The sequence below is a fragment of the Zoogloea dura genome (genome assembly GCF_012927165.1).
Lineage (GTDB): Bacteria > Pseudomonadota > Gammaproteobacteria > Burkholderiales > Rhodocyclaceae > Zoogloea > Zoogloea dura.
Window position 1 is genome coordinate 22193 of record NZ_JABBGA010000025.1, and the last position, 12742, is coordinate 34934.

At 65.2% G+C, this 12742-nt stretch carries 13 protein-coding genes; all 13 read right to left on the bottom strand.

All coding sequences use genetic code 11. The features are described 5' to 3' along the window. Positions 1-97: 97 nt before the first annotated feature. The 13 genes from HHL15_RS21450 to HHL15_RS21510 all read right to left on the bottom strand — a co-directional run bounded on the left by HHL15_RS21450 (position 98) and on the right by HHL15_RS21510 (position 12715). Positions 98-1243, bottom strand: a complete 1146-nt coding sequence (locus HHL15_RS21450) for an ABC transporter substrate-binding protein (RefSeq protein WP_169147860.1) — start codon at positions 1241-1243, stop codon at positions 98-100. 363 nt (positions 1244-1606) lie between these two features. Beyond that, positions 1607-2011, bottom strand: a complete 405-nt coding sequence (locus tag HHL15_RS21455; RefSeq protein ID WP_169147861.1) for a tautomerase family protein — start codon at positions 2009-2011, stop codon at positions 1607-1609. Between the two features lie 60 nt (positions 2012-2071). Beyond that, the gene (locus tag HHL15_RS21460) at positions 2072-2575 is read right to left on the bottom strand and encodes a flavin reductase (protein WP_206198905.1); all 504 of its coding nucleotides are present in this window, start codon (positions 2573-2575) and stop codon (positions 2072-2074) included. A gap of 23 nt (positions 2576-2598) precedes the next feature. After that, a complete protein-coding gene (locus tag HHL15_RS21465) occupies positions 2599-3561 on the bottom strand; it encodes a PDR/VanB family oxidoreductase (protein ID WP_169147862.1) in 963 nt (320 codons plus the stop codon). A 37-nt stretch (positions 3562-3598) separates the two neighbouring features. Next, positions 3599-4339, bottom strand: coding sequence for an SDR family NAD(P)-dependent oxidoreductase (locus HHL15_RS21470; protein WP_169147863.1), 741 nt, complete (start codon positions 4337-4339; stop codon positions 3599-3601). A 10-nt stretch (positions 4340-4349) separates the two neighbouring features. Further along, positions 4350-4826, bottom strand: coding sequence for an aromatic-ring-hydroxylating dioxygenase subunit beta (locus HHL15_RS21475; protein WP_169147864.1), 477 nt, complete (start codon positions 4824-4826; stop codon positions 4350-4352). A 16-nt stretch (positions 4827-4842) separates the two neighbouring features. Continuing rightward, the gene (locus tag HHL15_RS21480) at positions 4843-6108 is read right to left on the bottom strand and encodes an aromatic ring-hydroxylating oxygenase subunit alpha (RefSeq protein ID WP_169147865.1); all 1266 of its coding nucleotides are present in this window, start codon (positions 6106-6108) and stop codon (positions 4843-4845) included. 62 nt (positions 6109-6170) lie between these two features. Then, positions 6171-6692 (bottom strand): nuclear transport factor 2 family protein, encoded by a 522-nt coding sequence (locus tag HHL15_RS21485; RefSeq protein ID WP_169147866.1) that lies wholly within the window; start codon positions 6690-6692, stop codon positions 6171-6173. An 18-nt stretch (positions 6693-6710) separates the two neighbouring features. Next, entirely contained in the window at positions 6711-7070 is a 360-nt protein-coding gene (locus tag HHL15_RS21490) for an IacB protein (RefSeq protein WP_169147867.1), read from the bottom strand. Between the two features lie 26 nt (positions 7071-7096). Further along, positions 7097-8260 carry an acyl-CoA dehydrogenase family protein gene (locus HHL15_RS21495; RefSeq protein ID WP_169147868.1) on the bottom strand — a complete coding sequence of 388 codons (1164 nt, stop codon included), beginning with the start codon at positions 8258-8260 and terminating at the stop codon, positions 7097-7099. 25 nt (positions 8261-8285) lie between these two features. Then, a complete protein-coding gene (locus tag HHL15_RS21500) occupies positions 8286-9395 on the bottom strand; it encodes an amidase (protein WP_169147869.1) in 1110 nt (369 codons plus the stop codon). Between the two features lie 436 nt (positions 9396-9831). Continuing rightward, positions 9832-11142: a DUF1329 domain-containing protein gene (locus HHL15_RS21505; RefSeq protein WP_169147870.1), complete on the bottom strand. Its 1311-nt coding sequence runs from the start codon at positions 11140-11142 to the stop codon at positions 9832-9834. Between the two features lie 22 nt (positions 11143-11164). After that, positions 11165-12715, bottom strand: coding sequence for a DUF1302 family protein (locus HHL15_RS21510; RefSeq protein ID WP_169147871.1), 1551 nt, complete (start codon positions 12713-12715; stop codon positions 11165-11167). Between the last annotated feature and the right edge of the window lie 27 nt (positions 12716-12742).

A 12742-nucleotide genomic window follows, 5' to 3' on the forward strand; every position in this document is an offset into this window, starting at 1 on the left:
CTCGTACAAGACACCGCCCCATGGCGGTTGAACCGGGCGCTCCCCACTGGAACGCCCGCGCCAGCCGGACCGGAGACCCGGCCGGCGCACACGACGCTTACTGGATCAGGGTCCACTTGCCGTCCTTGACGGCGATGAGTTCGCGGCCCCGCTCGTCAAAGCCGCTGTGGTCGGCCGCCGTCATGTTGTAAACACCCTGGGTGGCGGGCATGTCCTTGGTCTGCTCGAGGGCGTCACGCAGGGCGGCACGGAAGGCCGGGGTGCCCGGCTTGCCCTTGGCAGCGGCGTGGGGGATCGCGTTCTTGAGCAGCAGGCCGGCATCGAAGACGTTGCCGCCGAAGGTGGCCGGCTTGGATCCGTTCAGCTTCTCGTAGGCGTTCACGTAGTCGATGGCGATCTTCTTGGACGGGTGGCTGTCGGAGATCTGGTCCAGCACCAGCATCAGGCTGGCGGCCAGCACCGTGCCCTCGACCTTCTTGCCGCCGAGCTTCAGGAACTCGGGCAGCGCGGCGCCATGGGTCTGGTAGACCTTGCCCCGGTAGCCCTGATCGTAGAGGGTGATCTGCGGCAGCACGGCCGGCGTGCCGGGTGCAGCGATCAGCACGGCGTCGGGTTTGGACATCAGCACCTTGAGGCCCTGGGCGGTCACCGAGCTGTCGCTGCGCTGGAAGCGCTCGCTGGACACCACCTTGATGCCCTTGCGGCCGGCGCTCTCGGTGAAGACCTTGGCCCAGTTTTCACCGTAGGGGTCGGAGGTGCCGATGAAACCCACGGTCTTGATCCCGCTCTTGGCCATGTGGCCGACCAGCGCATCGGCGATCAGCTGGTCGTTCTGGGTGGTCTTGAAGACCCACTTCTTCTGCTCGTTCATCGGCAGCACCACCGCGGCGGTGCCCACCGGCGCCAGCAGCGGCACGCCGGCTTCGGCGGCGAACTGGATGACGCCCATGGCGTTCGGAGAGCCGGACGGTCCGATGATGGCATCCACGTTCTCTTCGCTGATCAGCTTCTTGATCGCCACCACCGAGGCGGTGGGATCGCTGCCGTCATCCAACGGAATGTACTGCACCGTGAGGTTGCCGACCTTGGTCGGCATCAGTGGCACGGAGTTCTTCTGGGGAATGCCCACCATCGCCACCGGGCCGGTGGAGGACGATACGACGCCCACCTTCACCTGAGCCCACGCCGCCCCGGAAAACAGGGCACCCATCACTACCGACGCTACCAGACGCTTGCATTTCATGATGTTCGATCTCCGTTCAAAGGTTGGAACTGCCTGCTTCGATCTGCCTGCCGCCCAGCGCAGGGAAAACATGATTCACACATCAGCCAAAGCGAATCAATTCACGTGATTTTTCACGTTTATATAGAAAAATAAAGCCGTTTGCACTGCCCCTTTTTGAAGAAACTCCTGCCCTTCATCCAGTTTCCGCAGCGCATCACGGACAATATTGAAGAGCATTCTTCATGCCATTTCCGCAAAATTGGCGGAACTCAGGCTTTCCGGGGCCTTCGGGAGCACTTCGAATTGGCATCCTTTACGTCCTGCCATATTGCAGTGCAGCGCCCCGATTTATTGCACCAATTACGTGCCCATTCCGGCGGATCAGCGGCCGAGGGACTTGGCGGTCACGCCCTGCATGCCGAAGTCGGTATTGGCCACATCGAAGATCATGACCCGGACCGGCGCCGGAGGAATCGCCAGGACTTCATCCACCACCCCCGTCAGGGCACCGATCAGCGCTTCCTTCTGGGCATCCGTGCGACCACTGATGAGAAAGGCATGAATCGTCGGACCGCCCGGTGAGAGCGGCCCGCCGGCCCGCGCCTCGGCGGCCAGCACGACGCCGCCGGCACAGATGTGGGCACGCGGCAGCTCGATCAGGAAGATCCGCACCGACGCTTTGGGGGCGGCAATGCTGTCGACCACCGCATCGGTCATGCGGACCAACAGGGTTTCCTTCTGCGCCTCGGAATAACCCTCGACCAGATAGACATTCAGATTTGGCATGGCCTCAGCCTTTCCGGATATTCATTTCGGCAATATGCAAGAAAATGGTCACGACGAAACTCAACCCGCCGCGCGCATTTCCTCGCCGACCCGGTGGTAATTGCGATTGAAATAGACCAGCCCCGGACGCGGATCGCTCCGGCGCACCTGGACCACTTCGCAATAGAAGATGCTGTGGGAGCCGACGTCGTGAATCTGGGCAATGCGGCAATCGAAATTCACCAGGGCATCGTCGAGGGCCGGGCTGCCGGTTTCCAGGGCCTGCCAGGCGCTCCGCTGGAAACGCTCTTCCATGCTCACGTTGCGGTCTGCAAACAGGCCGGACAGACCTTGCTGGTCGGCCCCCAGCAGATTGACGCAGAGCACTCCGTTGGCGGTGAAGAAGCGATGGGCGTAGGACGAACGGTTCATGCACACCAGCAGGGTCGGCGGCTGGTCGGTGACACTGCAGACGGCGGTGGCGGTAAAGCCGGCGAGGCCTTCCTGGCCACCCGTGGTGATCACGTTGACGGCGCCACTGAGCATGGCCATGCCGTTACGGAATTCATTGGTATCGATCATCATGGCTCTCCTTGGGGATGATCAGGCTAGAGGTCCAGCACCAGGGTGTCGCTGAGGGAACGGGAACAGCACAGCAGGATCTGGTCGTTGTCGGCCTTCTCCTCGTCGGTCAGGAAGACATCCCGGTGGTCGGGCGTGCCCTCGAGCACGTTGCACAGGCAGGTGCCGCAGACGCCCTGCTCGCAGGACACCTTGATCTTGATGCCGACACCGGCCAGGGCGTCGACGATGGTCTGGCCTTCGGCCACATGCACCGTCTTGCCGGATTTCTTCAGGGCCACGTCGAAGGCCTTGCCGCCCGCGCTGGGCGCCTCGACCTGGAAGTACTCCTTGTGGATCTGCCCGGCGGACAGCCCCAGGCGGCCCGCTTCGGCGATGACCCAGTCCATGAAGCCGGAGGGGCCGCAGACGTACAGGTGGGTTCCCGCATCGGCACCGGTCAGCACTTCAACCAGGTTCAGGCGCTGCTCCACCGCACCGTCGTCGAAGTGGGTGTGCACCTGGGCGCGGAAGGGCGCAGCCGCCAACTCGTCGAGGAAGGCACAGGACGAACGGGTGCGCCCGCTGTAATGCAGCTCGAAAGGCTTGTCCTGGGCCGACAGGGTGTGCGCCATGGCGATCATGGGCGTCACGCCGATACCGCCGCCCACCAGGATGCTGCGGCGTGCGCCGGCCTCCAGCGGGAAGAGGTTGCGCGGCACCCCGATCTCGACCACGGTGCCTTCGCGGAGGCGCTCGTGGGCGGCGATGGAGCCACCGCGGGAATTCGGATCCTTGAGGATGCCAAGGCGGTAAACCTGGCGATCGGCGGGATTGCCGCACAGGGAATACTGGCGCACCAGCCCCTCGCCCAGATGCAGGTCCACGTGGGCCCCCGCCTCGAAGGGGGGCAGTTCGCCACCGTCTGCGGGTGCCAGGTCGAGGACGAGAACGCCCTGGCCCTGGGACTCGCTGCGGCGTACGACAACCCGGAGCGTTTCTTCAGACATTTTTGTGTTTTCCCTTCTGTTGGTTTCGCGTCGCCGCTCAGCGCATGAAGATGCCGCCGTTCACATCCCAGGCGGCGCCGGTGGCGAAGTCGGCTTCGACGGAGGCCAGTTGCACGACCAGGCTGGCGACGAACTCGGGGTTGCCGAGACGCTTCACCGGAATCATTTCGATGAGCTTCTCGAGGCGCTCGGGTGGCACGGCAGCCCGCACCGAGGGCAGCTCCATGGGGCCGGGGGCGATGGCGTTGACGGTGACACCGGAGGCCGCCAGCTCGCGGGCGAAGATCTTGGTGAGGGTCAGGATGCCCCCCTTCGACGCGGCGTAATGGGCGCCGGATGCGGTGCCGCCGTTCTGCCCGGCCAGGGAGGCGACGTTGATGAGGCGGCCGTAACCGGCCTGCCCCATCGCCGCACCGAACACCTGGCAGCCGAGGAAGGTGCCGCGCAGGTTGATCGCCAGCACCTTGTCGAACTCTTCCGGGGTGATCTGCATCACCGGCGTGGTGGGCGTGATGGCGGCGTTGTTGACCACCACGTGCAGCCCGCCCCAGCGTTGCTGGACGGCGGCCAGGGCGGCCTCGAAGGCCGCCTTCTGCATCACGTCCAGGGCCAGCGGCAGAACCGTGTCGCCGCTCGCGTCCAGCTGCCCGGCCGCGGCACGGGCCATGTCTTCGGACACGTCGGTGAGGACCAGCTTGTAGCCGGCCGCATGCAGGCGCCGGGCGATGATGTTGCCGAGGCCTTGGGCGGCACCGGTCACGAGTGCGACTTGGCTCATGCAGCGCTCCTTACGGGATGTAGCCGATGCACTGCAGCGCATCGGAGGAGTTGAGCAGGCGCACCACCTTCTGCTGGATGCGGAAGCTGTCACCGTCGCGGACCAGGGTGTAGGTCAGGTTGGCGGTGTAGTGCTTCTGGATCTCCTTGCGGAACTCCCGCAGGTTCTGGGCACAGCGCACGGTGACGGTCTTGCCGTCGTCGGCGAGGATGCGGAAGCGCGACACGCTGCGGATGGTGCGCGGCGCCGGGGAGGTGGAGATGGACTCGCCGCTGCCCAGACGGGCCACACGCAGATTGCGCATCTTGGCGTCGTCGCAGGCGTAGTTGAGGGTGTTGGCGAAGTCGGTCTCGTCCGGGTTGATCGGCACGATGTACAGGCCCTTCTCTTCCCACAGGGCGAGCCACTCGGGGTACTCGCCGTGGTCGAGCATGTCGGCTTCCTGGCTGATAAAGGCGCTGGCTTGGTTGAGCAGTTCAATGTTCATGGCTTCGTCCTCCGCCTCAGGCGGTCATCAGTTTTTTCCATTGGCGGTAGGCGGCACGCATGCCGGTTTCCGCACTCACGTCGCTGCGGCGGCCATCGGCCGTTTCCTGTTCCTTGGCAAGGCCGCGGTTGAGCAGGATCCACTGGTCGGTGCCGGCGTTGGAGCCCTTCTGCACGCGCTCCCAGGCTTCCGAGTCATCGGGGGTGCCGAAGCCCATCGGCCCCTGGAAGTGTTCGTGCATGCGCAGGCGGGCGCGATTGCCGGCCTCGGGGCCGCCGTCCATGGTGATCACCGCGTGGTGGATCTCGGTCTCGGTCACCGACACCGGGCGCAGCACCCGGAAGAAGGCCATGGAGCAGGCGATGTTCGGGAAGATGTTGAGGTTGAAGCCGGAACCACCCACCGCACGCACGATGCGGCGCACCTGGTCTTCGGGGTAGTCGGCGCGCAGCTCCTCGGCCAGCGCGGCGAAGCGCTCGGGGATGGGGGCATCGAGGTTGGCCTCCAGGTCCACCAGGTCGGGGATCATGACCATCACGCTGTGGCCGTTGCCCAGGTCTTCCACAAAGCCCGGCCCTTCGACAAAGTCGAGCATCTCTTCGGTCTGCTTGTCCACCGAGGACAGGAAGGACTTGTGCACCAGCGGGAAGTGATAGGCGTCGGTGGTGTTCTCGAGCTGGATCTTCCAGTTGCCGGGGAAGCGGAAGCGATGCTCGCCGCCCACCTTGACCGGGAAGCCGCCGCCCTGCTTCATGAACAGGTCCATCCACTTCTTGGCCGGGCCGAGGAAATCGACGAGGGGCTCGATATCGTCCTTGAAAGTGGCGAAGATCATGCCGGCGTATTCCTCGACGCGCAGCTTGACCAGCGGGTAGTCGGCCTTGTCGAGCAGGTCACCATAGCTCTCCGGGCTGGGCACGCCGCGCAGGGCGCCGTCCAGGGAGTAGCTCCAGCCGTGGTAGGGGCACACGAAGCTGTTGGTCTTGCCCTTGTGGCCTTCGCAGACGGTGGCGGCGCGGTGGCGGCAGCGGTTGAGCAGCACATGCACCTGCTGCTTGCGGTCGCGCACGGTCACCACCGGCTGGCGGCCGATGTAGCCGGTCTTGTAGCTGCCGGCTTCGGGGATCTCGCTGGTGTGGGCAACCCACACCCAGGTGTTGGCGAAGACCTTGTCCATCTCCGTCTCGAAGATGGCGGGGTCGGTGTACAGGGAGGTATGCACCCGGTCGTGCTGGACCAGGTCGGCCAGGGTGTGGCCCTTGCTAGTGGCTTGGCTTGTCATGGTGTGTCTTCCTTGTTTCTCAATCTCTAGGGTTCGCTAAACGGAGCCTGGCTGAACGGCAATCAGCGGGGCACCGGCAGGGCGGCGCTGGCATTCCAGTGCTCCACCGGACGGCTGAACAGGTTCTCGGTGCGGAAATGGGCCATCCGCCAGATGCCGTCCTGACGGGCGAAGTCGATGCTCAGACGCGCCGCGTTGAGGTGGGAGGCGCCGCTGGCGAAGGTCGATGTCTGCAGCATGACCCACGCGCCGGTGGCCGCGTCCGGGGCATGCACGCGGATAGTCTCGCTGGTCAGGAAATGCACGTTGAGGGCAAAGTGCGCCGGCTCGACCATGTACTTGGCCATCATCGCGCCGATCGCCTCGCGCCCCTCGATACGCCCGAAGGTGCCCTTGTACTTCTCGCCGATGCCTTCCCACACCGCATCGGTGGTGAACAACCCGGCCAGTTCATCCAGCGGCGTACGGGCATCCAGGTAGTCGCACAGGAACATGTAGCGGTTGATGCAGGCGCGGATTGCGCCTTCGCTTTCCAGGCGGTCCAGGCGCTCCTCGAGCTGGCGGACGTGGGCGAGGTCGGTCATGGTCGGCTCCGCAGGGGGTTACTCGGGAATCACCAGCTCGCGGCCGATGCGGGCCTCGACGCGGATGTACTTCCACAGCTTGTAGGTGCCGTCGCCCACCGGGGTGGCACGGAACAGGTTGCAGGCGGCGGTGACCGTCTCGAGGTCGGGCACGTCGGCCAGCACGTAGGTGGTCCAGGGGAAGGCGACGGACGGGCCGACCATGATCTGGTCGTCGTCCATGTTGCCCAGCACGCGCACGCCGGGCAGGCGCGCGATGCCCTGCATCATCGAGACGAAGGCGCCCCACACGTCCTTCATCTCGTCGGCCGTGCCGTCCATGAAGTTCTGGTTCACGCCCATGCAGAACAGCACGCGCAGCGGTTTCTTGTCGCTCATCTCTATCTCCGTTGGATCGATCGGTTTTACAGGTAGCCCGGCAGCGGCTTGAGGCCGAAGAGCATGGCGCCGGCGTTCTGGTAGGTGATGTCGCCCATGAAGGCGTGCTGGGTGATCATCTGGGCGTCGCGGACCTGGGCGGCCAGCGGGCTCGACTCATACACGCCAGTGCCGCCGGACAGCATCTGGGCACGGCGGGCCACGTCGGCACCGACGCGGGAGGCGTGGGTGGTGGACAGGCGCAGCATGCTCACCAGGTGATCGCTCGGCTTGTCGCCGGCCAGCAGCACCTGCCAGACGTCGTCGATGGCCTCGTAGAACCACGCCCGTGCGGCGCGCAGTTCGGCCTCGATCTTGGCGATCTCGAGCTGTACATAGACACGCTCGCCCAGGTTCGGGGCGCCGGTCACCGAGGCACGCCCGGCGGCCATGCCCAGCACTTCGTCGATGGCGGCGCGGCCGATGCCGAGGCCGACCACGGTCAGCACCTGGGCCGCGAAGGAGAGGGTCGGGTAGCGGTACAGCGGCGTGTCGAGGGACGCCGGGCCACCGCGTACGAAGGTCCACTCCTCCGGCACCACCACATCCTTGACCACGATGTCGTGGCTGCCGGTCCCGAGCAGGCCCATGACCTCCCAGTTAGGGGATATCTGCACCTTCTCGCGGGGCATCACGGCCATGCGCGGCAGGCCGGAGCCATCGCCGTTCTTCGGCAGGATGCCGGCGCCGACCACTTCGGCGCCCATGCTGCCGCTGCCCCAGCTCCAGCGGCCATTCACCTTGAAGCCGCCATCCACGATCTCGGCCGGCTGCGGCGGGAAGATGCCACCGGCAAAGACCACGTCGGGCCCGTTGGCGTAGAGCTTCTCCAGGGTCGCCAGGGGCAGCGCGGCCAGGTAGATGCCGCCGATGCCGAAGCTCGCCACCCAGCCGGCGGAACCGTCGGCCTGGGAGATGCGCTCGATCAGCTTGCAGAACTCGGCGGGGGACTTTTCGTCACCGCCGAAGCGCTTGGCCACGAGGGCACGGTAAACGCCGGCCTTCTTGAAGCCCTGGATGATGTCCGGGGAGATGAAGCGCTGGGCTTCGAATTCCTTCCGGCGCTTCCGGATGTCCTGCAGGAGGTCGTCCAGGCCGGCCGCCGCATTGGCGGCATCGCAGTCCCGGGTCTCTTTGATAGCCACTAACATGGGTGTCTCCGCTTGAGAATTGATGTCACTGCAACCGGCTGGCCACGTGCCGGGCCACGGCACACAGCAGTTCGTCGCGCCCCTTGGCGGCGACCAGTTGCAGGCTGACGGGGAAACCGCTCCGGGCTGGCAGCGGGATGGCGATGGCCGGATGGCCGGACAGGTTGAAGGGGCGGACCAGGGAGGTCATGTTGACCAGCCTGGAGGTATCGGCAGCCTGGTCGAGGCTGGGCGGTGCGTCTGCCATGGTCGGCAGGGCCAGTACGGAAAAACGTTCCAGGGCGGCATCCACTTCCGCACTGAAGGCGGCGCGCACCTGGTTGGCAGCATCCACGTCGGCCTGGGTGGTGCGGGAGGCATTGATCAGACGCTGGGCCACGTCGGGGCCCACCTTGCCGGTCTCCACGAGCGGCCCGCAGGCGGCCCAGGTCTCGGCATTGATCACCGCCAGGCCGGCTTGGTAGGCCGCCTCGAAGTGTTCGAATTTCACCGACGCGGCCGGCAAGCCGCTGGCCGCCACGGCTTCCGCCACCGCCTCGCGGATCTCGGCCAGGGCGGGCACGTCCACCAGTCCGATGGAGGCAGTCTCCACCGCCGGCAGATCACCGAAGCTCGGATCGATGGCCCGCATGCAGGCGATCAGGCTGTCCATGTCGGCAGCAAAGGGGCCGACGCAGTCCAGGGTGGTAGCGGCAGGCAGCGCCCCCTTGCGGCTGACCCGGCCGAAGGTCGGCTTGAGACCGAAGACCCCACAACAGGCCGCCGGAATGCGGATCGAACCGCCGGTGTCGGTACCGATGGCGACATCGACCTCCTTGCCCGCCACCGCGGCAGCTGATCCGCTGGAGGAACCACCCGGCACGCGATCCGGGAACAACGGATTGAGCGGCGTACCGGCCCAGGCATTGATGCCGGTGGTGCCGAAGGCCAGCTCATGCATGGTCACCTTGCCGGTGATGCGGTAGCCGGCGGCGAGCAGGCGCTCGACCACCTCGGCATGCGCCGCGGCCGGCGGCGCATCGGCCAGGGCCCGACTGCCGGCCTGGGTCGGCACACCCGCCACGTCGATCGAATCCTTGATCGCCACGGACGGCCCCTGGCCTCCCAGATTCAGCGCTCTCACGAAGATGCTCATGCTGCGACTCCTGAAAATCCGGTCTCTGACGACCGGCCTCTGCTCGCCCTGCGGGCTGATTTATAAACATCACTGATGTTAAGATTAGTTTTAATGATTTCCGATGTCAACCGAAAAATCACGTGAACATTCAACTATTTTTCGCAAAAAGTTCTGACTTGAAGAGCGAACGGAGCTCGGTCACTGGAAGACAAAAACCCCTTTTATTTCAACACCACGAACTCATCAATGCACGGAACGTGCCAGGCAAAACTGCTTGAATAATCAATCAATTTGCACATGGCAATCCAAGTTTTTGCACCGCAATAATGCACGACGCCTCTTATCGGTGCGCCCAGCCGTCAACGCACGAAGGCCCCCTCACCTCGCGGTGAAGGGGCCTCCACATGCACGGCCGGGGTGCATCGCGTGATGCGGTCTCCCCGGTGCGCCTTGCCTACTTGCCGCCGGTGGCGACTTCCTCGAGCTTGCTCAGGGACACGTCGCCTTCCTTGACGCCCTTGGGGTTGGCCTTCATGTTGGCCGACCAGGTGGTGGAGTGATTGCGCTTCACATCGATGACGTGGCCGACCACCGGCATCACCGCCTTGTAGCCGTCGTCGCCGACGTCCGGACGGTTCTGGAAGATCATGTATTTCCAGAATTCGCCCTTCTGGTCATACATCTCGCCCAGGTAGGGGCGCGGGAAGTTCACCTCCATGTACACCACCTTCTTGCTGTAGGGGTGCTCCGCAGGCGGGGTGCCCTCTACCACGTAGACTTCGCGTGGCTCCCACTCGATGTGCTTGGCCGGGAAGTAGTACGGTGCCTCGGTCAGACCCACCGACGGAAACTCGGCCGGCGTATCGCGCTTGCTGTTGTCCACGCTGACCAGCGGGCTGTGGGCCACGGCGAGCACCCAGCGCTTGCCGATGAGCTTGTTGGCCCGGTACTTGGTGGGGAAGGCATCCCAGATATCCCAGTCGTCATACAGCTGATCGGTGCCGCCGATCGGGTCCATCCAGGCGCCGCCGGACAGCCGGCGGGTGCGCCGCACGGACTTGAGATAGGCCCAGGTGTCGTCCGGCTTGGCCGAGGTGGCGTCGTTGTAGCGGATCGAGAAGGTGCCGAGGCCGCGGATGTCCTGCGGGCTGGTGGCAAACAGGTAGGTCTTCTGGGCGATGCTGCCGTCACCCTCGCTCACCGGCCCGCCGTCCAGGCGGCCTTCCATGTAGTAGCGGCGGGACTGCCAGCGCTGCACCCGCTCGACACCGGTGCCGCCGCCGATGAACACGAAGGAGATGTCGCGCAGGTCCATGGTGGCGCCATAGGTGGCGGCCCGCAGGTTCCAGATGACCTTGTCGCCGGCGTTCGGGTCGTCCAGCTTGATGCTCTCCGGCGGGAAGGGCATGCCCGCCTTCCAGCCGCTCATGGTGCGGGTGGCCGGGTCGAACTTGACGTTCTTGGCGTACTCCTTGGTGGCGTTGACGTACTTCGGGTCCATCTCGATCTTCTTCGAGTTGGCCAGCTTGATGGTCAGGCCGAACTTCTTGATCATCATCTCGAGCTTCTCGGGAACCATGCTGGCGATGGTCTTGCCCTCGAAGGTCTCGGTCTTGATCTTGTCGTAGTTGTCCTTGGTGATGACGAAGCCGGCCTGCAGCTCGGCGGCCTGGACCTGGCCGGCGAGGCACGCGCCGACGCCCAGCAGCAGCGCGCCGCGGGCAAAGCGGCGTCGCGACGGATTGATCTTCGTGGTGGTCTTCATGGGTGGGTCTCCTCTCTAGTGCTTAGAACTGACGGGTCAAACGGAAGGTGAGCTGGCTGTTGTTGGCGAAGTAGCCGAACAGCTGCACGCCGGGGTTGGGGTCGAACAAGGCCTTGCCGGAATGGGAGGCCCAGAAGATGTCGGCCTCGGCCTTGGCCCGCCACTTGTCGCCCAGCACGATGTCGACGCTGGGGATCAGGAAGCCGCCGCCGTGGTTGAGATCGACGCCCACGGCGATGCCCGGGTTGATGGTGTCGCCCTTGTAGTTGAGCACCGTGAAGGCGGTCAGGATGGTGCTGTGCTCGGTGAGCGGCGAGCCATAGGCGAACAGGCGGACCAGGTCTTCGGAATCCTTGTGGCTCTGGATCCAGGTGTCGAAGATCTGCACCGACGAGAAGGACGGCCGGTTGGTGCCCAGCAGGTTCTCGAAGTGCAGGTTCTTGTCGGCCCGCAGCATGGTGGTCACCGTGTCCTTGAGCTTGATCCCGCCCAGGCCGAGGCCCGCCGCCGCGCCGAGGGTCGGCGTGGTCAGGCCGCCGGTGCCGACGTTGTAGGGCTGGTCCTTGGTGTAGGCGATCTCGGCGCTGAAGACGGTGTCGAGGGCGGCCGAATAGCCGCTCACGGTGGCCCCGAAGACGTCGATCATGGGATGGATCAGGTCGAACAGCGGGCCGGCCGGCGCCTTCTTGTACGGCGCGAAGACCGAGTTGGCCACCGGATCGGCGGCGAAGGTGCGCACATAGGCCAGGGAGTAGTTGAGCGAGCCGGCCTCGCCCGACCAGCGGATGCCGCCCGTCCAGTCGTCCTTGTTGCCCTCGGGGTGCTTGCAGTCGTAGCTGGTCACCGCCGACAGGTCATAGCCCCGGTAGGGCTGGAAGAACCAGCGCCCGCCGCGGATATCGTAGGTGTTGCCGATGTCCTTGCAGCGGTCGAGGCCCGGACGCACATAGGCGTGGATCTGGCCGGCCGCCTCGGGCACGTCGAACTTCACGCTGGCCAGCCACAGGGGCTTGCGCCACTCCTCGTTCTCCCCCTCGAAGAACAGGCGCCAGCTCATGTCATAGCCATGCACCACGTCCATGGCATGGAAGAAGTCCGACTCGCCCCACACGATCTGCTGCTTGCCGATGCGGAAGGTGGCCCGCTCGCCGGCCTTGAACTCGCCCCAGAACTCGCGCAGGTCGCCGCCGTTGTAGTTGTCCATGATGCTGGAGTGATCACCGCCGGTGGTGCCGTTGGTCTTGCGCAGCTCCTCCAGGTCGCGCAGATAAGGGGTCTTGGCCTCGCGGTCGAGGCGCGCCACCGCCTTCCACTTGATCGGGCCGGTGGCCGCATCCGCGTCGAGCAGCATCGAGCCGCGCAGCATCGACAGCTTGCCCTTGTCATTGCCCCGGGTTTCCGGGATGTCCTGCAGGTTGAACGCCGCCCAGCCGCGCACATAGCCGCCGATCCGGAAATAGTTGCCGTCCTGGTCGGCCTCGCCGGATGCTTCCTGGGCGAGCGCCGGCGCGCACGCCAGCCCCAGGCCCAGAACCGCGCCGACAGCGCGCGCCCGCCTTGTATTTGCCTTCATGTGTCACCTCCGCTTCTGTTTTGTTGT